At 72.4% G+C, this 22,279-nt stretch carries 19 protein-coding genes; 13 read left to right on the forward strand and 6 right to left on the reverse strand.

Features of this window, described 5'->3' with window-relative positions:
* The first annotated feature begins 58 nt into the window (after positions 1-58).
* The 5 genes from NYZ98_RS15540 (at position 59) to NYZ98_RS15560 (ending at position 5,301) form a co-directional block, all read left to right on the forward strand.
* Positions 59-1,075: a LacI family DNA-binding transcriptional regulator gene (locus tag NYZ98_RS15540; protein WP_262843482.1), complete on the forward strand. Its 1,017-nt coding sequence runs from the start codon at positions 59-61 to the stop codon at positions 1,073-1,075.
* Positions 1,076-1,212: 137 nt separating this feature from the next.
* Positions 1,213-2,676, forward strand: coding sequence for a glycoside hydrolase family 30 protein (locus NYZ98_RS15545; protein WP_262843483.1), 1,464 nt, complete (start codon positions 1,213-1,215; stop codon positions 2,674-2,676).
* On the forward strand, positions 2,673-3,713 hold the full coding sequence (locus NYZ98_RS15550) for a Gfo/Idh/MocA family protein (protein WP_262843484.1): 1,041 nt from the start codon (positions 2,673-2,675) through the stop codon (positions 3,711-3,713). The genes NYZ98_RS15545 and NYZ98_RS15550 overlap by 4 nt, the downstream gene beginning before the upstream one ends.
* Positions 3,710-4,630, forward strand: coding sequence for a DUF6807 domain-containing protein (locus tag NYZ98_RS15555; protein ID WP_262843485.1), 921 nt, complete (start codon positions 3,710-3,712; stop codon positions 4,628-4,630). The genes NYZ98_RS15550 and NYZ98_RS15555 overlap by 4 nt, the downstream gene beginning before the upstream one ends.
* Positions 4,627-5,301: a cupin domain-containing protein gene (locus tag NYZ98_RS15560; RefSeq protein ID WP_262843486.1), complete on the forward strand. Its 675-nt coding sequence runs from the start codon at positions 4,627-4,629 to the stop codon at positions 5,299-5,301. The genes NYZ98_RS15555 and NYZ98_RS15560 overlap by 4 nt, the downstream gene beginning before the upstream one ends.
* Positions 5,302-5,511: 210 nt before the next feature.
* Here NYZ98_RS15560 and NYZ98_RS15565 read toward each other — a convergent pair whose 3' ends face one another.
* A complete protein-coding gene (locus NYZ98_RS15565; RefSeq protein ID WP_380706502.1) occupies positions 5,512-6,798 on the reverse strand; it encodes an MFS transporter in 1,287 nt (428 codons plus the stop codon).
* 206 nt (positions 6,799-7,004) lie between these two features.
* Here NYZ98_RS15565 and NYZ98_RS15570 point away from each other — a divergent pair, with 206 nt between their 5' ends.
* Together NYZ98_RS15570 and NYZ98_RS15575 are read left to right on the forward strand one after the other, a co-directional pair.
* Complete coding sequence (locus NYZ98_RS15570) at positions 7,005-7,544, forward strand: copper resistance CopC family protein (protein ID WP_262843487.1); 540 nt, start codon at positions 7,005-7,007, stop codon at positions 7,542-7,544.
* Positions 7,541-8,617, forward strand: a complete 1,077-nt coding sequence (locus tag NYZ98_RS15575) for a copper resistance D family protein (protein ID WP_262843488.1) — start codon at positions 7,541-7,543, stop codon at positions 8,615-8,617. Before NYZ98_RS15570 ends, NYZ98_RS15575 begins: the two co-directional genes overlap by 4 nt.
* On the opposite strand, the gene NYZ98_RS15580 is transcribed toward NYZ98_RS15575, so the two are convergent.
* Positions 8,614-9,765 (reverse strand): hypothetical protein, encoded by a 1,152-nt coding sequence (locus tag NYZ98_RS15580; protein ID WP_262843489.1) that lies wholly within the window; start codon positions 9,763-9,765, stop codon positions 8,614-8,616. The two genes, NYZ98_RS15575 and NYZ98_RS15580, sit on opposite strands and share 4 nt — an antisense overlap.
* Before the next feature lie 120 nt (positions 9,766-9,885).
* Here NYZ98_RS15580 and NYZ98_RS15585 point away from each other — a divergent pair, with 120 nt between their 5' ends.
* The 3 genes from NYZ98_RS15585 (at position 9,886) to NYZ98_RS15595 (ending at position 15,021) form a co-directional block, all read left to right on the forward strand.
* Positions 9,886-12,507, forward strand: a complete 2,622-nt coding sequence (locus tag NYZ98_RS15585; protein WP_262843490.1) for an alpha/beta fold hydrolase — start codon at positions 9,886-9,888, stop codon at positions 12,505-12,507.
* Positions 12,508-12,589: 82 nt separating this feature from the next.
* Positions 12,590-13,426: an ABC transporter permease gene (locus NYZ98_RS15590; RefSeq protein WP_262843491.1), complete on the forward strand. Its 837-nt coding sequence runs from the start codon at positions 12,590-12,592 to the stop codon at positions 13,424-13,426.
* 365 nt (positions 13,427-13,791) lie between these two features.
* Positions 13,792-15,021: a hypothetical protein gene (locus tag NYZ98_RS15595; protein WP_262843492.1), complete on the forward strand. Its 1,230-nt coding sequence runs from the start codon at positions 13,792-13,794 to the stop codon at positions 15,019-15,021.
* A 59-nt stretch (positions 15,022-15,080) separates the two neighbouring features.
* Here the strand turns inward: NYZ98_RS15595 and NYZ98_RS15600 are convergent, their stop codons facing one another.
* Positions 15,081-15,248 (reverse strand): hypothetical protein, encoded by a 168-nt coding sequence (locus NYZ98_RS15600; protein WP_262843493.1) that lies wholly within the window; start codon positions 15,246-15,248, stop codon positions 15,081-15,083.
* A gap of 273 nt (positions 15,249-15,521) precedes the next feature.
* On the opposite strand from NYZ98_RS15600, the gene NYZ98_RS15605 reads away from it, so the two are divergent.
* A complete protein-coding gene (locus NYZ98_RS15605) occupies positions 15,522-17,576 on the forward strand; it encodes an ATP-binding protein (protein WP_262843494.1) in 2,055 nt (684 codons plus the stop codon).
* 105 nt (positions 17,577-17,681) lie between these two features.
* Here the strand turns inward: NYZ98_RS15605 and NYZ98_RS15610 are convergent, their stop codons facing one another.
* Together NYZ98_RS15610 and NYZ98_RS15615 are read right to left on the reverse strand one after the other, a co-directional pair.
* A complete protein-coding gene (locus NYZ98_RS15610) occupies positions 17,682-18,638 on the reverse strand; it encodes a 4-epi-cubebol synthase (RefSeq protein ID WP_262843495.1) in 957 nt (318 codons plus the stop codon).
* A gap of 105 nt (positions 18,639-18,743) precedes the next feature.
* Complete coding sequence (locus NYZ98_RS15615; protein WP_262843509.1) at positions 18,744-19,085, reverse strand: ankyrin repeat domain-containing protein; 342 nt, start codon at positions 19,083-19,085, stop codon at positions 18,744-18,746.
* A gap of 168 nt (positions 19,086-19,253) precedes the next feature.
* Here NYZ98_RS15615 and NYZ98_RS15620 point away from each other — a divergent pair, with 168 nt between their 5' ends.
* Positions 19,254-20,159, forward strand: a complete 906-nt coding sequence (locus tag NYZ98_RS15620) for a proteasome assembly chaperone family protein (protein WP_262843496.1) — start codon at positions 19,254-19,256, stop codon at positions 20,157-20,159.
* Positions 20,156-21,214 (forward strand): Gfo/Idh/MocA family oxidoreductase, encoded by a 1,059-nt coding sequence (locus tag NYZ98_RS15625; protein WP_262843497.1) that lies wholly within the window; start codon positions 20,156-20,158, stop codon positions 21,212-21,214. The genes NYZ98_RS15620 and NYZ98_RS15625 overlap by 4 nt, the downstream gene beginning before the upstream one ends.
* Before the next feature lie 108 nt (positions 21,215-21,322).
* Here NYZ98_RS15625 and NYZ98_RS15630 read toward each other — a convergent pair whose 3' ends face one another.
* Positions 21,323-22,132, reverse strand: a complete 810-nt coding sequence (locus NYZ98_RS15630) for a tyrosine-protein phosphatase (protein ID WP_262843498.1) — start codon at positions 22,130-22,132, stop codon at positions 21,323-21,325.
* Positions 22,133-22,279 lie beyond the last annotated feature (147 nt).

Raw genomic sequence — 22,279 nt, forward strand, 5'->3', positions numbered from 1 at the left:
GCACCCGAGAAGGGCCCCTCGGCGGAAATCCCGAAAGCTTTCGGATACACTCCGTCGCATGTCAGCGAAGAGGCGGGTCACGATCGCTCTGATCGCCGAGGAGGCCGGGGTGTCGGTCCCGACGGTCTCCAAAGTCGTCAACGGGCGCCCGGAGGTCGCGCCCGAGACGCGCCGGCGGGTCGAGCGCCTGCTCCACGAACACGGCTACACGCGGCGCACCGGCCAGGGGGACGGGCCGGTCGGCCTGATCGACCTGGTCTTCGCCGAGATCGAGAGCCCGTGGGCCATGGAGATCATCCGGGGTGCCGAGACCGCCGCCCGCGAGGCCGAGGCGGCCGTCGTCGTGTCGGTCCTGCACACCCATTCGGGCCCGGGGCGCGACTGGCTCGACCGCATAGCGGCCCGCCGCACCGACGGCGTGGTGCTGGTCGCCTCGCGGCTGACCCGCCGCCAGCACGGCCAGCTCCTGGCCCGCTCCATCCCGTTCGTCATCGTCGACCCCGAGGGCGAGCCCGCGCCCGACGTCGCGTCGGTCGGCGCCACGAACTGGCACGGCGGCCTGGCCGCCACCCGCCATCTGCTGGCGCTCGGGCACCAGCGCATCGGCATGATCGGCGGACCGCCCGAGATGCTGTGCAGCCGCGCGCGCATCGACGGCTACCGCGCCGCGCTGGAGACGGCCGGAGTGACCGTCGACCCCGAGCTGATCCGCAACGGCGACTTCCTGGTGGACTCGGGGCACTTCCACGGCAAGGCGTTCCTGGAGCTGCCCGACCCGCCGACCGCGATCTTCGCGGGCAGCGACATGCAGGCCTTCGGGGTGTTCGAGGCCGCGCGGCGGGCGGGGATGCGCGTCCCTGACGACCTGAGCGTGGTCGGGTTCGACGACCTGCCGCTCGCGCGCTCGGCGTGGCCGCCGCTGACGACGGTCCGCCAGCCCCTGGAGGAGATGGCCGCGCTGGCGACGCGCATGGCGCTGGAGATCTCACGCGGGGAGTCCCCCGAGGCCCGCCGGGTCGAGCTGGCCACCGACCTGCTGATCAGGGACAGCACGGCGCCGCCGCGCCCCTCCTAGACCCTCCCGCCCGTCGAAAGATTTCGGGGCCCACACGGCCACTGTGTGGGAGGGTCTTGACGTACGCTTCGTGGCGGCCTAGTTTCAGGGCGCGAAAAGTCTCGTAAATCTTCTGAAACTTTCGGAAGGGATCCGGGTTGCCCAGACGAGCGTACGCCGCCCTCGCCGCCGGGCTGGCCTTGGCCACGCTGGCTACTTCCCCCGCCCAGGCCGCGCCGGAACGCGCTTCGGCGCCGAATGCCGCCACCCGCCCGGAAAGCGCTTCCCCGCAGATCATCGTGGACGGGAGGGAACGCCACCAGCCGATCGACGGATTCGGCTTCTCCCAGGCGTTCCAGCGCGCCGCGGTGCTGCACGGCGCCCAGGGCCTGTCCGCCGAGCACCAGAAGGAGGTGCTCGACCTGCTGCTCAGCCGCACCACGGGCGCGGGGCTGAGCATCCTGCGGCTCGGCATCGGGTCCTCGGTGGACAGGGTCTACGACCACATGCACAGCATCGCGCCCACCGACCCCGGCGGTCCTGACGCTCCCCCGGCGTACGAGTGGGACGGCGACGACGGCGGCCAGGTGTGGCTCGCCCGGCAGGCCAAGGCGTACGGCGTCAAGCGCTTCTACGCCGACGCCTGGAGCGCGCCCGGCTACATGAAGGACAACGGCACCGACGTCAACGGCGGGACGCTGTGCGGGCTGGCCGGGACGAGCTGCGCGAGCGGCGACTGGCGCCGCGCCTACGCCGACTACCTGGTCAAGTACGCCAAGTTCTACGCCCAGGAGGGCATCAGGATCACCGACATCGGGTTCACCAACGAGCCCGACCTGACCGTCTCCTACGCCTCCATGCGCTTCACCCCCGAGCAGGCGGCGGAGTTCGTGAAGGTGCTCGGCCCGGTGGCGGCGCGGGCGGGGCTCAAGGTCGCCTGCTGCGACGGCGCCGGGTGGACCGTGCAGGAGGGGTACACCAACGCGATCGAGGCCGACCCCGCCGCCGCCCGCTGGGTGAGCACCCACACCGGGCACAACTACGTGAACCCCACCGACCACCCGCTGCCCACCCGGCGCCCCACCTGGATGTCGGAGTGGTCGCCCAACGGCACCACCTGGAACGAGAACTGGGACGACGGCAGCGGCTATGACGGGTTCGCCGTCGCCTCCGCCATCCACCAGTCGCTGACCACCGCCGGCGTCAGCGGCTACGTGTACTGGTTCGGCACCTCGCAGGGCGCCACACGCGGGCTCATCCAGCTCGACGGCGACGCCTACCACGTGTCCAAGCGCCTGTGGGCGCTCGCCGCCTACGGCCGCTTCATCCGGCCCGGCGCCGTACGGATCGGGGCGCGCGCCACCGACGACGGGCTCAAGGTGTCGGCCTTCCGCAACGCCGACGGCTCGGAGATCGTGGAGGTGCTGAACACCGGCACGGCCGCCGTCACGGCGGACCTGCCGACCAGGGCCGGTCCACGCGTCACCGCCTACCTCACCGACTCCGCCCACTCGCTGACCCCGGTGGACGCCGTGCGCGGCCGGGGCCCGCGCCTGCGGGCCGAGCTGGCGCCGCGCTCGCTGACCACGATCGTCATCGGGGCGAAGGGACACCACGGATGATCCGGGTCGCCATTCTCGGGACGGGCGGCATCGCGAGCGCGTGCCACATGCCCGCGCTCGCCGCGGAAGGCCACCGCGCCGAGGTCGTCGCCGCCATGGACGTCGACGCCGGGCGGGTCAAGGCGTTCTGCGCCGAGCACGGCATCCCGGGCGCGTACACCGACCTCGGGGAGATGCTGTCCATCGAGCGGCCCGACCTCGTCCACGTGTGCACGCCGCCCTTCGCCCACGCGCGCCAGGTCGTGGAGTGCCTGCGCGCCGGGGCGTGGGTGTGGTGCGAGAAACCGCTGTGCCTGTCGCTGGCGGAACATGATCTGATCACGGCGGCGGAGCGCGGCACCTTCGCCGCCGTGGTCTTCCAGCACCGCTTCGGCTCGGGCGCCCGCCACCTGCGCCGGCTGACGGAGAGCGGGGAACTCGGCCGCCCGATGGTCGCCCTGTGCGTGACCGCCTGGTACCGCGACCACACGTACTACGCGGTGCCGTGGCGCGGCACCTGGGAGACCGAGGGCGGCGGGCCGACCCTGGGGCACGGCATCCACCAGATGGACCTCATGCTGTCGGTCCTCGGCGACTGGGAGGAGATCCGCGCCATGGCACGGCGGGTGGACCGCCCGGTGGAGACCGAGGACGTGTCCCTGGCGTCGGTCAGGTTCGAGAACGGCGCCATGGCGTCGGTGCTGAACAGCGTGCTGTCCCCGCGCGAGGAGAGCTACCTGCGGTTCGACTACGCCGAGGCGACCGTGGAGCTGCGGCACCTGTACGGGTACCGCAACGCGAACTGGACGAGCACCCCCCCGGACCGGTGGAACCCGCCGGACGACGTGCCGAGCTCGCACGCGGCCCAGCTCTCCGCCCTGCTGGACGCCTACGAGCGGGGCGAACGGCCGCCGCTCAGCGGCGCGGAAGGGCGGCAGACACTGGAGTTCGTCACCGGCCTGTACGCCTCGGCGTTCACCGGGAAGCCCGTGCGGCGGTCGGAGCTCACCCTGGACAACCCCTTCTACCACCGCCTCGACGGAGGGCAGACCCTGTGAACGGCACCGGCCACCCCGCGAACGTGACCGGCCGGGTGGAGCTGGAGGACACCGGCACCGAACTGGTCGCCAGGGACGGCGCCACCGAGCTGATGCGGTACGTCTACCGGCCCGAGTCGTCGGTCTACGAGGGGCCCAAGCCGTACGCCCACCCGCTGCGCACCCTGGCCGGGGACGTCGTCAGCGCCTACCGGCCGAACGACCACCGCTGGCACAAGGGCCTGCAGATGACGGCCTCCCACCTGTCGGGGCAGAACTTCTGGGGCGGCGCCAGCTACGTGCGCGAGCTGGGCGGCTACACCGACCTGCCGAACGTCGGCGCGATGCGGCACGAGGAGTTCACCGGCCCCGGCCGGGAGCGGCTGAGCTGGCACACTCAGGGCGGGGAGCACTGGGTGGACGAGGTGCGCGAGATGGCCGTGGACGTCGAGGACGACCACTGGACGCTCGGCCTGTCCACCTCGATGACCAACGTGCGCGGCGAGCCGCTGCTCTTCGGCAGCCCGACGACCCACGGCAGGCCCATGGCCGGGTACAGCGGGCTGTTCTGGCGGGGCCCGAGGTCCTTCACCGGCGGCCTGGTGATCGCCGAGGGCGGGCAGGGCGGGCCGGAGATGATGGGACGCACCGCCTCGTGGCTCGCCTACGTGGGCGAGCACGACGAGGTGGACCGCTCCTCGACCCTGCTCTTCGTCGCCGCCCCCGGCACCACGTGGTTCGTGCGCACCACCCCCTTCGCGGCGGTGAACCCCTCGCTGGCGTTCCGCCAGGAGGTGGAGCTGCCGCCCGGGGCCACGTGGAGCCACCGCTACCGCGTGGTCGTCGCCGACGGCGCCTGGGACCGCGACCGGATCGAGGACCACGTCCGGTCCCACCCCCTGGACGACGGCGCGGCCCCTGGAGAGGGGCGTTCATGAGCTTCCCCGGCGGGACCGGCGTGTCCGGGCTGCGGGTGTACGACTGGCCCTCGGCCGACGGCGCCTGCGGCGGCAGCCCGCACATGCACCTGCTCTGCTCGGAGGCCTACGTGGTCGTCGAGGGCACCGGGACGGTGCAGACGCTCACCTGGGACGGGTACACCGTGACGCCCCTGGAACCGGGGGCGGTGGTGTGGTTCACCCCGGGCACCATCCACCGGCTGACCAACGACGACGGGCGGCTACGGATCGTGGTCGTCATGCAGAACAGCGGCCTGCCGGAGGCCGGGGACGCCGTCTTCACCTTCCCGCCCGCCGTGCTGGCCGACCCGGCCCTGTACGCCGAGGTGGCCGCGATCGGCGACGCCGAGGGGGCGCGCCGCCGCCGCGACGTGGCGATCGAGGGGTTCACGGAACTGCGCGAGGGCGGGCGGGACGCGCTCGCGCGGTTCCACGACCGGGCCGCCGGCATCGTCTCGGACAAGCTGGAGGACTTCGAGAAGCGGTGGCGGGAGGGGGCGCTCGGGGCCGCCGAGGTCACCGGCGTCCACCTCCACGCGCTGCGCGAGGGGAACACCACCCACCTCAGGGACGCGCGGGTCCTGTCGGCCGCCCCCGAGGCGCGGCTCGGCATGTGCGGCCGGCTGGACACCTACCTCCTCGGGCCCTGACCCCTGGACACCTACCTCCTCGGGCCCTGACCCCTGGACACCTACCTCCTCGGGCCCTGAACCGGGGAACCCCGGGCCGCGACCCGCTCAGTCGCGCCGGGGGCCTCAGGCCGCGACCGGGCACCTCGGGGTCCCGGTCGCGGCCCTGGGGCGGGGTCCCGGTCTCGGCCATGGGGCCCTCGGGGCCCCGGCCGCGGATCTGGGGCGGGGTCAGGGGACCGAGCGGATCTTCCACACCAGGGCGGCGCCCAGCAGGGCCAGCGCCGCCGCGGTGAGGTACAGCACGGGGTAGCCGCCGAGGCCGGCGACGATGGGCCCGGCGATCACCGGGGCGAGCACCTGCGGGCCGGAGTTCGCGATGTTGATGACCCCGAGGTCCTTGGCCCGTCCGGTCGCGGCCGGGAGGACCTGGGTGACCAGGGCGTTGTCCACCGACAGGTACACGCCGAACCCGATGCCCATGATCGCGGCGGCCACCATGACCATCGTCCACTCCGGCCAGAAGGCCAGGATGACGGCGGGCACCGCGCTGACCACCCCCGAGACCGTGACCAGCGTCTTGCGGCGGCCCAGGCGGTCGGAGAGCACGCCGCCGGACACGGCGGTGATCACCACGGCCACGGTGTAGATCAGGATCAGCACCAGCAGGCCGTCCTCGGGCTTCTGACCGGGGAACAACCGCTCGTAGTGGACGGCGTCGGTGAGGAAGTAGAGCAGGTACAGCAGGGCGATCGCGTTCCCGAGCTGCATCAGGAACCGGGTCAGCCAGGCCCAGGCGAAGTCAGGGTGCTCGCGCGGGCTGATCCAGAAGCCGCGCAGGAACCCCGCCAGGTCGAACGGCGGGCGGTGCGCGGCGGGCAGCCGGGGGTCGGGGGTGGTGAGCACGAACGGGAGCGCGCACAGCGGGACCAGCGCGCCGATCAGCAGGTACCCGGACCGGGTGGTCGTGACGACCATCGTCACCAGCACGACGGCCAGCACCACGCCCAGCGTCTGCGGGACGCCGATCCAGCCGGACACCGCGCCGCGCTGCCCCACCGGGACGTGGTCGGGGACGCCCGCCGTGAGCGCGGCCTGCATGGCGTTGAGCCCGGCCTGTGCCAGGCACCAGCCGATCACCACGCCCGCGACCGACCCCTGGAACGCCAGGAAGACCAGACCGAGGCAGCCCGCGACCGCGCCCGCCAGCGTCCAGGGGTGGCGCCGGCCGAAGCGGCCCGCCGTCCGGTCGGACAGGGCGCCGGCCAGCGGGTTGAAGACCATGGCCACCGCCGCGCCGATGCCGGTCACCCACGCCAGGGCGGTCTCCTTGCCCACCGGGCTCGCCGCCGCGACCTGCTGCGGCAGCAGCACCTGCAGGGGGCCGAAGTAGGCCATCCACAGGGCGAGGTTCGCCAGCGAGATGAGCGTGATCCAGCGGGGGCCCACCCGGGTGACCGGTTCGGCGAGCGCGGCCGGGACGTCGTTCGCGGGCATGACGGGGGGAACGGTACTCACCAGCGTGGCTCCCTGTAATGAGGCGTGCTGGGATCGTAGTCGCCTACGCCCCCGGGAGAAAGGCCCCAATCCCCGCCATCTCCCCGGCACCCGACGACCGCGGCCCGGGACCGGCCAGGCATGCCGGGAACTCCCCTGCGCGTTCCGGGTGCGCGTAGTGGCACCATGGCGGGGTCCGGTAAACGCGAACGAGAGGTCATATCCCGGTGAGGCGACTCCTAACGGTCCTGCTGGTGGCCGGCGCTGCGCTGGCCGTGGCCGTCACGCCCGCCCAGGCCCACAACGTGCTGACGGGCAGCGACCCCAGGGACGGCGCCCGGCTCGCCTCGGTGCCGGCCCGCGTGACGCTGACCTTCGACCAGCCGGTCAGGGCCGACTTCGCGCAGGTGGCGCTGACCGTTCCCGGCGGCGCCGTATCTAGGGCCGTGGTGAAGGTCGACGGGGACAAGGTGCTGGCCACGCTCCCTGCCACCACGACGCCCGGTGAGTACGTCGTCGGCTACCAGATCGTCTCCAACGACGGCCACCCCGTCACCGGCAGGATCGGCTTCACCGTCGGCGCGGGCGCCCCGGCCCCGGCCCCCGCCGCCGCGCCCCCCGTCACAGCGCTCACCACCTCCTCGGTGCCCCCGGCGTCCGGTGGCGCGTGGGTGTGGGGGCTGCTGGTGGTCGCGCTGCTGCTGTCGGGGCTCGGCATCCTCGTCGTCGCGCGCCAGGGCCGCCCGGCGAAGGGCCACAGCGCATGAGCACCACCGACGAAACCGACACCGCGCCCGCCACCCCCTCCCCCTCTCATCCGGGCGAGGGCCCGCCCGGTGGTGGACCGGGGTTTCGGGTGCGGTGGGGGCCGGTCGTGGGGTTGGTCGGGGCGGCGTTGCTGGCCGTGGTGGTGGCGAGCTGGTGGACCTCGCCGGGGGCGGTCCCGGGGATCGCGGTCCCGGGGCCGGTCATCGAGTACGGGCTGCCGGTGGTCCGCCTGGTCCTCGACCTGTGCGCGCTGGCGACCGTCGGGCTCAGCCTGCTGCCCCGGTTCCTCGGGTTCGACGACCCCCTGCGCACGGAAACGGTCCTCGCCAGGGCCCGGAGCTGGGCGGTGTTCACGGCGTTCGGCTGGGCGATCGCCGCCCTGGTCGCGATGGTCATGAGCGCCGCCGAGATCACCCCCGGAAGGGCGCCGGACCCGGCGGCGTACGTCAGCGTGATCGGCGCCGGGCAGGGCCTGGTGATCAGCGCGGCGTGCGCGCTCGTCTACACGTTCTTCGGGCTGCTGGCCGTCCGCTTCGGCGAGAAGGTGCCCGCCGAGCTGCGCGTGATCGTGGCCCTGTTCGGCCTGCTGCCGCTGCCGGTCAGCGGGCACGCCTCGAACTGGTACTGGCACGACCTGAGCATGGTCTCCATGGAGCTGCACGTCATCGCCGCGTCGGTGTGGACCGGCGGGCTGGTGGCGCTGGCCGTGCTGCTGACCCGCGACCGCGATCTGCTGGCCCGCGCGCTGCCGAGGTTCTCCCGGCTGGCGACCGTCGCCCTGGTCGTGGTCGGCCTCTCCGGGCTGTTCAACGGCCTGATCGAGCTGGTCCTGTCCCCGACCACCAGCCTGCCAGGGTCGCTGTTCACCACGCGTTACGGGCAGCTCGTCGTCGCCAAGATCGTCTTCGTCTGCGTGGTGGCGGTGCTCGGCGCCAACATCCGCTGGCGCCTGCTGCCGGGCATAGCGCGCCAAAAGACCACCGCGTTCGCCGCCTGGGCCGCGCTGGAGATCAGCGTGATGGGCCTGGCGTACGGCGTCGCGGTCGCCCTGACCCGCGCCCCCGTCGCCTAGGGGGTGACGGGGGCGCCCAGGGTCAGCGAGCCGGGCGACTCGCGCGGGCGCCTGCGGCCGTACCATTCCAGGCCGAACCACGCGGCGCCGAGCAGGACGGCGGACACCGGCGCGGAGGCGAGCAGGTAGGGCGGTGCCTCCAGCAGCCGGTCCTGCACCGCGAGCCCGCCGTACACGGCGGCGGTGACCAGGACGGTCCCGAGCGCGGCGCGGGCGAACGGCATCCGGACCAGGAACGCCACGTCGACGCAGACGGCGGCGCCGATCAGGAAGAACGGGACCGCCGACGGCGGGAAGCCGGCGACGACGAGCAGCGGCCAGATGGCGGCCCGGTAGGCGACGTACACGGCGGCCACCGCCGTGGCGGCCCACCTGCGCCCGATCAGGTTACGCGCCACGACCAGCACGATCACCGCGGCGATGCCGAACCACATGGGGTACACCCATTCGGGGACGGGCAGCGAGAACTTCGCCACCATGACCCGGTCGACCTGGCGGCCCATCTGCTCGGCCGCGAAGTTGATCAGGGTGGGCTCGGCGTACGGCTGCCCCCGGTCCCAGGAGGCGAGCTCCAGCACGCCGTACTCCTGGTGCTCGCTGGGGAAAAGGGTGTTCTCCATGCAGAAGACGAAGAGCGCGCCGAGGACGACCGCGCGCCGGCCGCCCATGGGCGAGCAGACGTACCACCCCCGGATCACCCCGGCGATCATGAACGCCGTGCCGACGTACAGCAGCATGTGGGAGGGGCTCCACGAGGTGATGTCGACCCCGTTCACCCGGTGGTTGATCAGGTCGATCGGGACGGCGATCAGGAAAGCGCCGGTCCCCCACTGGATCAGCCGCAGCGCAATGCGGTCCACGCCGTACCCGGTGTAGCTGTGGGTGATCACCAGGGCGACCACGATGGCCGTGCCGGCGCTGTTGAGCAGGTGAGGCGGCGCGAGATCGTCGCGCAGCCACTTGAAGTGCCAGGAGACGTCCCAGGAGGCGCCGAGCACCTTCAGGACGAACGCGGCGATCCACCCGGCGTACAGGACACGCAGCAGGTCAGGTGGGGTCTCCCGCCCCGCCTCTCCCCTCGTCCAGTAGGGGAGGGCCCACTCGGCGGCACGAGTGGCCTTGACCTTGATACCTGCGCCTGACGTCACGCGTAGAAATGATGCCGGTCCTTGACATGCTCCGCAATCGGGGATTTCCCCGAGATGACTCTCCCCACCTCGGAGGAGGCGTCTCAGCCGTCTCTCAGCAGGGATAAGTAGGCTCGCCGCATGAAGCTTGCGGGGAGGCGGCCGGTGGCGTTGACCGTCGCGGTGCTACTGGCGGTCGGCGCGGCGGTGTGGGCCCTGTGGCCGTCGCCCCCGCCGATGCGAGGGCTCGATCTGCGGATCCCCGTCGTCGACGGGCCCGCAGGCGACCAGCGCGTGACCCTGGACGCCAGCTTCTTCCCGCCCGCCGGGGGCGGGAAGGCGCCCGCCATCCTGCTGGCCCACGGCTTCGGCGGCAGCAAGCGGAGCATGCGCGACCAGGCCGTGCTGCTGGCCCAGGAGGGGTACGCGGTGCTGACCTGGTCGGCCCGGGGTTTCGGCGCCTCCACCGGGCAGATCGCCCTGAACTCCCCCGACTACGAGGTCAAGGACGTCCAGCAGCTCATCGACTGGCTGGCCCGGCGGCCCGAGGTGCTGCTGGACGCCGCGGGCGACCCCCGTCTCGGCGTCGCCGGCGGCTCGTACGGCGGGGCGATCAGCCTGATGTCGGCCGCCTACGACCCGAGGATCGACGCGATCGTCCCGCAGATCACCTGGTACGACCTGGCGGACGCGCTGTTCCCCGACGCCACGGGCGCGGGCCCGGAGCAGGGCGTGTTCAAGCGCATGTGGGCCGGGCTGTTCTTCAGCAGCGCGATCGACTCTCCGCAGTCGGGCGGCCTCGGAGGCCTCGCCGGGGCCACCGGCGGAACCGGCGCGGGAGCGGCGGGGGCGGACGGCGGCGGCTCCGGGCAGCCGGCCGGGCCCGGCGACGGCACCCCGCCGGCCGGCACGGCGAACCCGGCGGCCCAAGCGCAGGACGTCCAGTGCGGGCGCTTCCTCCCGGCGATCTGCGAGATGTACCAGCAGGTCGCGAAGACCGGCCGCGCCACCCCCGAAGCCGTCCAGATGCTGCGCAGGTCGAGCCCGGTGTCGATGCCCGGTAAGATCCGCGTGCCGACCCTGCTGATTCAGGGCAAGCGCGACTCGCTGTTCCCGCTCGGCCAGGCCGACGCCAACGCGCGGGCCATCGCCGCGACCGGCGCCCCCGTCCAGGTCGCCTGGTTCGACGGCGGCCACGACGGCGGCGACGGCGAGGTCGACTGGGTGACCGGGAGCACCCTCGACTGGTTCGGCCGCTGGCTCAAGAAGGACGGCGCGCCGCCCGGAGACGTCTTCACCGTCACCCGCGACGGCGGGCGCGACCCGGGCACCCGCCGCCCGGTCCTGGTCCACGCCGGCACCGGCGCCTACCCCGGCCTGGCGGGCACCACGCAGGCGGCCATCACGATCAGCGGTCCTGACCAGCAGGTGGCCGGCCCGCCCGGCGGCTCGCCCGCCGCGATCTCCACGGTGCCGGGCGTCGGCTCCCTGCTCAACGGCCTCGGCGGGGCCGGGCTGGCGATCGACATGCCGGGGCAGAGCGCCGCGTTCGAGAGCGGGCCGCTGGCCGCGCCGCTGGCGGTGACCGGCTCGCCGACGGTGCGGGTCCGCGTGCACGGCACGGGCGAGGTGACCCTGTTCGCCAAGCTGTACGACGTGGGCGGCCAGCGCCCGGCCCTGCCGCAGGGCCTGGTGGCGCCGGTCCGGGTCACCGCCACCGAGCAGGGCACCACCGCCGCGATCACGCTCCCGGCGATCGACTACCGCTTCGACGCCGGGCACCGGCTGCGGCTCGTGCTGAGCACCACCGACATGGGGTTCGCCTCCCCGGCCGAGCCGTCGGTCCACCGCGTCGGCCTGGCGTCGCAGACGATCACCGTGCCGACGGACGCCGCGCTGACGGCCGCAGGGCCGGGCCTCGCGTGGTGGACCTGGGCGATGCCGCTGGCCGCGCTCGCTGTCGCGACCGCCCTGCTGCTGATCGGCCGCGCCCGCCGGCCCGACGAGCCCGACCCGGAGCTGGCCGGGGTCCCGCTGCAGATCACCGGCCTGACCAAGAGGTACCGCAACGGGGAACTGGCCGTGGACGACCTGTCGTTCCGGGTGGAGCAGGGCCAGGTACTCGGGCTGCTCGGGCCGAACGGCGCGGGCAAGACGACCACCATGCGGATGCTGATGGGCCTGATCCGCCCGGACGCCGGCGAGATCCGGATCTTCGGGCACCGCGTGACGCCCGGCGCCCCGGTGCTGTCGCGGCTCGGGTCGTTCGTCGAGGGGCCGGGCTTCCTGCCCCACCTGTCCGGGCGGGAGAACCTCGACCTGTACTGGCGGGTGACCGGGCGGCCGGGGGACGACGCGCACATGGAGGAGGCGCTGGAGATCGCCGGCCTCGGCGCCGCGCTCGACCGGGCGGTGCGCACGTACTCCCAGGGGATGCGGCAGCGCCTCGCCATCGCCCAGGCCATGCTCGGCCTGCCCGACCTGCTGGTGCTCGACGAGCCCACCAACGGCCTCGACCCGCCGCAGATCGCCGAGATGCGCGGGGTGCTGATCCGCTACGCCGCCCAGGGCCGCACGGTGATCGTGTCCAGCCACATGCTCGCCGAGGTGGAGCAGACCTGCGACCACGTCGTGATGATGCACCGGGGCCGCCTGGTCACCGCCGGCCCGGTCAGCGACCTGCTCGGGACGGCGGTGTCGTCCAACGGCTCGAAGGGACGTCTCGAGGACGTCTTCCTGGACCTGATCGGGGACTCGCGATGACCACGGCCTACGCACCGCGTCACACGCTGCCGTCGCGGGTGGAGCTTGGGGACGTATTTCTGGACCTGATCGGGGACTCGCGATGACCACGGCCTACGCACCGCGTCGCACGCTGCCGTTGCGGGTGGAGATCGTGCGGCAGTTCAAGCGGCGCCGCACGCTGGTGATGTTCGGGCTGCTGCTGGCGCTGCCGTGGATCCTGGTGGTGGCGTTCTCCCTGGGTCCCGCCCCGGCGCAGCAGAACTCGCTGCGGATCTCCGACCTCGCCACCCAGGGCGGTCTCAACTTCGCCGCGTTCACGCTGTCGGTGTCGGCGACGCTCCTGCTGGTCGTGGCGGTGGCGCTGTTCTGCGGGGACACCGTCGCCAGCGAGGCGAACTGGTCCTCGCTGCGTTACCTTCTGGCGGCGCCGGTGCCCCGCGACCGGCTCCTGCGGCAGAAACTGGTGGTCGCCCTCGGGTACTCGGCGGCGGCGGTGATCGCGCTCCCGCTGATGGCGCTGCTCGCGGGCACGGTGGCGTTCGGCTGGAACGACGTCCGCCTGCCGGGCTCCGGCGAGACCATCTCCGCCTCCGCCGTGCTGCCCCGGTTCGCGATCGTGATCGGGTACGCCCTGGTGAGCCAGCTCGTGGTGGCGGCCCTGGCGTTCCTGCTGTCGGTGAGCACCGACTCGCCGCTCGGCGCGGTCGGCGGGGCGGTCGGGCTGGTCATCGTGAGCAACATCCTGCAGGCGGTGGAGGCCCTGGGGTCGATACGCGAGTTCCTGCCGACCTTCTGGAACACCGCCTGGCTGGACGCGCTCGTCCCCGCCCTCGACTGGAGCGGAATGATCAAAGGCGCCGCCCTGTCGGTCACCTACGCCGCGATCCTCCTCGCCCTGGCCTTCCGCCGCTTCCGCAAAAAAGACATCGTCTCCTAACCCCCCACCCAAGCACCTGAACCGCGACCGCTTCCTCAACCCCGCCCCGACACCCCCTCCCCTGGTCCGATTTATGGGGATTTATGGGGATTTGGAAATCGCTGGTGGGTGGGGAGAAAGGGGAATTGGGTGGCCGGAGGGAGGAAACGGGAATCCGAGGTGGATGGGGCGGGTGGCGAACGGTTACTTTCGCGAGACGAATGTCCGTTTCGGCGAACATGACGGCCGATACTCTGGAATGATCCTCTCGAATCCTGTCGGACATCGAGAATGACGGACAGAGACTGATGCCCCCCATCGAGCAGATAACCACTTTCGCATCAGACCATCCGGTTGGAACGGCCAGCATCTGCGTGTCCGTCCTGGTGGTTCTGGTTCTGGCATACTTCGCCCTTCGCGCCGCCTACCGGGTGTGCGCCCAGACCTTCCGCCGCTTCGCCGAGAACCGCCCGGCGGAGGACATCCTCACCATCGTCGCCGCCAGCATCGCCACCGGCGTGTCCGCGCAGGGCATGTGGCGCTTCTCCGGTGACGTGCTCGGCTTCGACGGCCCGCTGCGCCTGCTGCTCTTCGCGTTCATCGAGGTCGCGGTGATCACCAGCGCGGTGCGGGCCCGGCGCAACATGCGGGAGAACTTCTCCGCCGGCATCGACGGGATGGCCGTGTGGGCCCTCACCGGCCTGTCCGCGGTCCTGTCCAGCCTGGACGCCCGCAGCCTCGCCGAGGCGATCTTCCGGCTCGCCGCCCCTCTGGTCGCCGCGTGGCTCTGGGAGCGCGGCATGGCCATCGAACGCCACCGCATCACCGGCCGTTCCCGCATCAAGTGGCGGCTGACGCCCGAGCGCGCCATGGTCAGGCTCGGCCTGGCCGAGGTCAGCGACCGTACGGCCAGCGAGGTCGACGCCCACCGCAGGCTGACCCGGGTGGCGCTGGCGGCCAAGCGGGCCCGCGCCCTCCGGGAGGCCGGCGCCTCCGACCGCAAGATGCGCGTGGCGCTCGGCCGGCTCGACCGCATGATGGACCAGGCCGTCGAGCACACCGGCCTGGCGGTCGACACCGACCGCCAGGAGGCGCTGCTGTCCCAGATCGGGGCGCTCTACAACACCAGCGCCCTGATCGACCTCCGCCCGCCGGTCCCGTGGGGCCCCGAACCCGAGCAGCCCACGGCCCCGAGGCCGCACGCGCTGCCGGTGGCCGCCTCACCGCTCGGCGCGTACATCGCCGACGACGACGAGGAGGCCGAGATGCTGGAGCAGGCCCCCCAGGTGGTGGACACCGCCCAGCGGGCGGCGCTGATCCGGGCCGCGCGCGCGTACTGGGACAAGCAGATCGAGCGCAGGTTCGTCCCGCGCGCGGCCGACATCGCCAGGGAGACCGGCCTGTCGATCGTGACGGCGCGGGAGTACCGGGCGCTGTGGAAGCTGGAGCCGCGAGCCCACGCCCTTATCGAGATCGCCTACAACGAGCACGGGATCGTCGACACGGGAACGTTCCCGGCGATCGTGGTGCCGGACGGCGCCGAGCGGGCCGAACAGCCCGTGCGGGTGCTCACCGTCAACGGTTCCGCGCCGTCGGCCGACCCCGTAGGCGCCTGACGACGTCCTCGGGCCGGCACCCCCTCAGGTGTGCCGGCCCGTAAGCGGACAGGGCTGGATCAGCCCCAGTGCGGGGGGCGTTCCTCCAGCAGATGGGACACGTCGTCCGGCGCGGACCAGTCGCCCCACCCTGAGTCGGTGTCGTCGCTGGTCTGGTCGGGCAGCACCGGCGGTCCCTCGTCGGAGAGGTCCACCGGGCGCAGGTCGTCCGGCTCGTGCGAAGTCACGGCACAATGCTACGCGCCCGCTGAAGTGCGCGGTCATCCGTTCCCACAAGGGCCCCATTTCCCCCTAACTGGAATTACGGCCACGATTCTCAGAAAAGCCACTTATAAACCCGCATTTCGGGCGTACATCCGTGGCACAAGGACAGCTAACGCCTCGCACAGGTACGATGCGGAATCAGGTAGCACGCCGGAACGACCCCCGTGAGGCGGCCCATGTCAACGCCCGCCGGATGGCGAAGAGAGGGAAATCTCCCCGCCGAGCTCACCAGCTTCGTGGGGCGAGATCGGCTGCTCGCCACCATCAGGCAACGCCTGCAGGACTCCCGCCTGGTCACCGTGACGGGCATCGGCGGCGTCGGCAAGTCCCGCACGGCCCTGCGCATCGCCCACCAGGTCACCTCCCAGTTCCCCGACGGGGTCTGGTACGTCGACCTGTCCCGCCTGCAGGACCCGACCATGGTCCAGCACTCCGTCAACGCCGCGTTCGGCATCGCCGACCAGTCGGCGCGCCCCGAGGCCGAGACGCTCGCCCAGTGGCTCGGCCCGCGCACCGTCCTGCTGGTGATCGACTCCTGCGAGCACCTCCTCGACTCCGTCGCGACGCTGGTGGACCAGCTCCTGCGCAGCGCCCCGCACGCCCACGTGCTGGCGACCAGCCGGCAGTCCCTCGGCGTCCAGGGTGAGCAGACGATCCCGGTCTCCCCCCTGCTGGTGCCCGGCGACGACCTCGCCGAGAGCCCGTTCGTGAACGAGTCGGTCCAGCTCTTCGCCGAGCGCGCCTCCGCGGTCGTCCCTGGCTTCTCGGTCGACGAGGACAACATCGACGCGGTCTCGGAGCTGTGCCGGCGGCTCGACGGCATCCCGCTGGCCATCGAATTGGCCTCGGTCCGGCTGCGTGCGCTGTCGGTGGAGCAGATCCTGGCCCTGCTGACCGACCGCTTCAGCCTGCTGGCGGGCGCCAGCCGTACGGCGCTGCCCCGCCACCAGACCCTGCGGGCGGCCATCGGCTGGAGCCACGAGCTGTGCGAGCCCGCCGAGCGGCTGCTGTGGGCCCGGCTGTCGATCTTCTCGGGTGACTTCGAGCTGGAGGCCGCCCGGTACGTGTGCGCCAGCCAGGACCTGCCCGCCGAGAACGTCATGGAGCTCGTCGTCGGCCTGGTGGAGAAGTCCATCCTGCTGAGCAGCAACGACCGTGCCGGGGTGCGCTACAAGCTGATCGACACCCTGCGCCACTACGGCAGGGAGTGGCTGGACAAGCTGGAGGAGACCGACTGGGTCCGGCGCCGCCATCGCGACTACTACCTGCAGCTCGCCGAGCGGGGCGAGCACGCCTGGTCGGGGCCGAGGCAGGTCTACTGGTTCGGGCGCATGCGCCAGGAGCACGACAACATCCGGGCCGCGCTCGACTACTGCCTGAACGACAACCGCGAGGCGCGCACGGGGCTGGAGCTGCTGTCCTGCCTGTGGTTCATGTGGGTCGCCTGCGGGTTCGCCCGGGAGGGCCGCCTCTACCTCGAACGGGCGCTGCTCGCGTGCACCCAGCCCAGCAAGGAACGCTGCAAGGCCCTGTGGGTGCTGGCCTACGTCCGCAGCGCCCAGGGCGACACGACCGGCGCGCTGGAGGCGGCGGACGCGTGCGCCACCGACGCGGTCCGCGTCGGCGACTCGATCGCGGTCATCCTGGCGACCAAGATGCAGGGGACCGCCGCGTTCCTCCAGGGCGACCTGCACAAGGCGACCGCCCTGCTCGGCGTGGCGATCGAGTTCCACCGCAGCGGGCGCGAGCTCAACCCCGGGCTGCTGCCGGCGATCGTCGAGCTCGCGGTGGTGCTCACCCAGCAGGACGAGCTGAGCGAGGCCGAGTCGCTGCTGCGCGACTGCCGCCAGCTCTGCACCGAGCGCGGGGAGCTGTGGCTGCGCTCCTACGCCGTGTGGGCCACCTCCGCGATCGAGCGGATGACCGGCCGCACGGCGGACGCGGTGCTGAGCGCGCAGGAGTCCCTGCGGATCAAGCGGCACTTCCACGACGTGCTCGGGGCCGTCCTGGCGATGGAGACGCTGTCCCAGCTCGCCGTCGAGCAGGGCGACGCGGCGCGTGCGGCGCGCATCCTCGGGGCGGCGCAGGCGAACTGGCAGCTCTTCGGGCTGCCGAGGTTCGGCTCGCCGTTCTTCGGCACCGAGCACGAGCGGTGCGTCAAGGAGTGCAAGCGGATGCTCGGCGAGGAGCCGTACCTCACCGCCTACCAGCAGGGCTCCAAGATGAACTTCGAGGAGGCCGTCAGCTACACCATGGGCGAGATCGACCCGAGCCAGGCCCCCGCCCCCTGACGGCCCGAGGCCCGCCCGGCCGGGCCCCCGTCCCTGACAGGTGCCCGACCGGCCCGGTTCCCGGGGAAGGCCGCCCTGCCGGGATCGGGCGGCCCCGCCCCTCGGTCAGTTCCCGCCGGCGCCGGGTGACGGCGCGCTCTGCCAGGCCCGGGTGTACCGCGTGCTGGTGAGGGAGTAGGCGATGCTCCCGCTGATCCAGTGTTCGAGGCCCCGGATGTAGGCGGCGACGGCGCCGGAGGCGAGGACCTCCAGCTCCGAGCGCAGCACCAGGAACCGCAGGATCGCCTCGTCGCGCATCTTGCCGATCTGGTTCATGGCGTGCTGGATCGACCGGTGCCGGTGCCGGGCGAGCACGCTGACCAGGTTGTTGCGCGAGTTGACCCCCGAGCGCTCCTTGGCGTACGAGAGCAGGTCGTTGTCCCAGACCACCACGTCGTTGGAGCTCTCGGTGATCGCCCGCACGTCGTGGTGGCGCCACTCGCCGGGGGTCAGGGGATGGCCGGTGGCCACGTCGATCAGGGCGAAGACCGTCAGCATGGCCCCGGTCCTGCGCCGCATGAAGATGTAGTCGCCGTAGGTGGGCACCACGGCGTCCTCGCGGTTGGCGGCCTCCCACACCTGCGCGAACAGGTAGTCCTTGGTGACCGAGCACCAGCGGTCGAGCTGGTCGGCGTTCGCGACCGCGCCGACCCGGCCCTTGATGTCGAGCATCGCCCGTGCGAAGGGGTTCTCCACGTGGGCCCCGTCCGCGCGGCCGTCGAGGTCGTCGAGGACGGTGAGCAGTTGCGGCAGTGCGCGGGCGATCTCCGCGGCGCGGCGGTCGGACTCGCAGAACGCGTCGTCGAAGGCGAAGAGCCACACGCACCAGTCGGTCACCAGGCGCAGCATCTCGTGCCCGGCGTAGGGGTAGGTGCGGGCGCCCAGATCGCCGTAGCCGGCCTCTCTGTAGCGTTCCAGCTCGGCCGGGTCGTCGATCATGCGGCTCGCCACCAGCCAGGAGAAGGTCTCCGTGTTGACCTGGTCCGCGTACGGGCTGATCAGGCTGGGGAACGGACACGACAAAGGTGGGAGAATAAGCCTGGAAGGCGCTAAATCAGCCATCTCCACATCATCGCAACAAAAACCCCCCGTAACTACATGGCAAAATCTACGGATTCAGCGGCCCGTTTAGGCTTTCTGGGTGAACCAGGCCAGGTATTCGGTATGACCGAACATCCGGGCGGTCTCGGCCGCCGACGGCGCGCCGTCGTACGGATCGGCCCCCGCCTCCAGCAACGCCCGCACCACCTCCGGCTCCTTCTTGAACACCGCCCCCGCGAGCGGCGTCTGCCCCTTGTCGTTGGCGCGTCCCGGATCGGCGCCGAGCGACGCCAGCACGCTCACCGTCTCCGCGTGGCCATGGTAGGCGGCCAGCATCAGAAGCGTGTCACCCTTGTCGTTACCGAGGTTCGCCGGAACCCCGGCCTCGACGTAGGCGCACAGCTCGGCCGTGCGCCCCTCCCTGGCCATCTGGAACAGCCGGGTGGCGAGCTCGATCTCCGCGTCGTCGCGCACGCCACCATTGTGCACCGCCGGGGTGCGCGGGCCCGAACCGCGGGTAGTGGACTCGCCCGGCGGAATCCCCAGGACATCCCATAGGTTCTCTCTTGAGAGACGAAAGAAAGGCTGGGACCCAAGGTGTTCGACCCGACGGATCTCTACCGGCTCAGCGGTGACGTTCCTGAGCTGACCGATCCGGTGCTGCTCTACCACTTTGAGGGCTTCGTGGACGCCGGAGGAGCCGGTCGGCTCGCCGTCGGCCACCTGCTCGCCGAACTGGAGCACCGGGTCGTGGCGACGTTCGACGTCGACCGCCTCCTCGACTACCGGTCGCGGCGGCCGTTGATGACCTTCGACACCGACCGGTGGGTCGACTGCGAGACCCCCGAACTCGCCGTCCACCTCGCCAACGACGCCTCGGGCACGCCCTTCCTGGTGATGAGCGGCCCCGAGCCCGACCGCGAATGGGAGCTGTTCACCGAGGCGATCGGCGCCCTGGCCACCCGGCTGAACGTCGGCAAGCTGGTCACCATGCACGGCATACCGATGGCCGCCCCGCACACCCGCCCGCTCGGCGTGACCTCCCACGGCACCAGGCCCGGCCTGGTATCCGGCCCCGGGAGCCCGTTCGGCAAGATCCAGGTGCCGGGCAGCGCCGCCGCCATGATCGAGCTGCGGCTCGGGGCGCGCGGCCACGACGCCCTCGGGTACGCCGTGCACGTCCCCCACTACCTCGCCCAGGCGGAGTACCCCCGGGCGGCGGTGACGGCCCTCGAGTCCGTGACCCGCAGCACGGGGCTGGTGTTCCCCCTGGAGGGCCTGCGGGACGCCGCCGAGAAGACCACGGCGGAGATCGAGGAGCAGATCATCGCCTCGGCCGAGCTGTCCACGGCCATCCAGGGCCTCGAGCAGCAGTACGACGCGTTCACCGCGGGCGCCGAGCGCGAGAGCCTCATGGCCGAGACCACGCCGATGCCGACCGGGGACGAGCTCGCCGCCCAGTTCGAGCGTTTCCTGGCCGAACGCGACGAGAAGGACTCGTGATCGACGTCGGCCTGGCCGGGTACGGCCCGGCCGGGGAGTTCTTCCACGGGCCGCTCGTCGCCGCGACCCCGGGCCTGCGGCTCCGCGCGGTGGTGACCCGGGACCCCGCCAAGGCGGAGCGCGCCGCGCGCGACCACCCAGGCGTCATGATCGTCCCTTCGGCCGAGGACCTGCTCGGCCTCGGGCTCGGCCTGGTCGTGGTCGCGTCCCCGAACCGCACCCACGTCCCGCTCGCCACGCTCGCCCTGTCGGCCGGCCTGCCGGTGGTGGTGGACAAGCCGCTGGCCGCCACCGCCGCCGAGGCCATGGAACTGGCCGTGCTGGCGAGCGAGCGCGGCCTGATGCTGACGGTGTTCCAGAACCGCCGCTGGGACGGCGACTTCCGCACCCTCTCCGGGCTCGACCTCGGCGAGGTCCATCGCTTCGAGTCCAGGTTCGAGCGCTGGCGGCCGGTGCCCAAGGGCGGGTGGCGCGAGAACGGCGGCCCCGACGAGCTGGGCGGCCTGCTGTACGACCTGGGCAGCCACCTGGTCGACCAGGCCCTGCGCTACCTCGGCCCGGTGACCGACGTGTACGCCGAGACCGACGTCCGGCGGCCCGGCGTCGGGGCGGACGACGACGCGTTCGTCGCCCTGACCCACGCGAACGGCGCCCGGTCCCACCTGTGGATGAGCGCCGTCACCGGGCAACTAGGCCCGAGGTTCCGCGTGCTCGGCTCGCGGGGGGCCTACGTGAAGTGGGGCCTGGACCCCCAGGAGGACCGGCTGCGGGCCGGGGAGCGTCCCGGCGGCCCCGGCTGGGGCACCGAACCGCCCGAGCGGTGGGGCGTGCTCGGCGTGGACGGCGACAGCCGCCCGGTCGAGACCATGCCCGGCGCCTACCAGGAGTTCTACGCGGGCGTGCTGGCCTGCCTCACCACCGGAGCGCCGCCGCCGGTGGACCCGGCCGGTGTGGCCGACGCGCTGGCCGTGCTGCACGCCGCCCGGACCTCGGCGGCCGAGCGCCGCGTCGTCCCGCTCACCCTCGCCCCTCCGGCCGACGGAGGCCCGGCCTAGCGCGTCCCGTCCCGGGCGGACCGGGCGGGGCGGACCGGGCGGGGCGGACCGGGCGGGGCGGACCGGGCGGATGCGAGCGCGGGCGGCCTCAAGCCCCGGCGCGCGGGCTCAGTCGAGCAGGCGCGAGCGCAGGGCGGCCTCGTCGGAGGGGGTCCAGCCGTGCTCGGCGAGCCAGCCGAGCGGGCCTTGGTGCCGCTCGTCGAGCACCGCCAGGAAGTTCTCCATGAACTCCGGGCGCGGCAGGTGGCTCTCGGCCGGGCGCGCGTCCAGGTCGTCCCGATAGGTGGAGCTGCTCCGCAGCCGGGCGAGGATGCCCTCCAGCCGGTCGCCCGTGGCGGCGTAGTCGGCGATGATCGCCTCCCGGGTGACCCCCGCGACCGCGAGCGCCAGCGCGCACACCACGCCGGTGCGGTCCTTGCCGGCCGCGCAGTGGACGATGGCCGCGCCCTCGCCGTGCGCGAGCACGCGGAGCGCGGCGAGCACCGAGTCGGGACGGTCGCGCAGGTAGGCGTAGTAGAAGCCGAGGACGCGGACCTCGGGGTCGTCGCGCTCCCGCCTGCCCTGCCAGGGCAGGACCCTGTCGCCTTCGATGCGGGTCTCGCCGGTGTCGGCCTCGACGTCGGTGTACCGGCCGCCCTCGGCGAACAGGGTCAGGTGGTGGACGCCGACGTCGGGCACGTGGGTGAGCGGGCCCGGGCCTTCGAGGGTGACCTCGGCGTTGGAGCGCAGGTCGACCACGTCGCGCAGTTTGAGGTCGCCGACGAGCCGTTCCACGTCGGCGTCCGTCAGGTCCTGCAGGTTGTCCGAGCGCAGCACCCTTCCGAATCTGGTCGTCTCGCCGTCGAGCGTGGGGAGACCGCCCAGGTCTCGCACGTTCACGGCCCCGTCAAGAGCTATCCACCTCGTTAGTTCATTCATCACTTCGAACCCTATAGGCGCTATATGTCCTCGCGAAGAAGGCGGGAGGGGCACAGTGGCAAAAGAACGTGTCCGCTACGTGGCGTCTGACATCGTGCCGCCGGCCCGCGCGTGATGTAAAGAACCGAGCCCCGCAACGGGCTTCGC

Origin of the sequence: Sphaerisporangium corydalis (genome assembly GCF_025506355.1) — a bacterium.
GTDB classification, from domain to species: Bacteria; Actinomycetota; Actinomycetes; order Streptosporangiales; family Streptosporangiaceae; genus Sphaerisporangium; species Sphaerisporangium corydalis.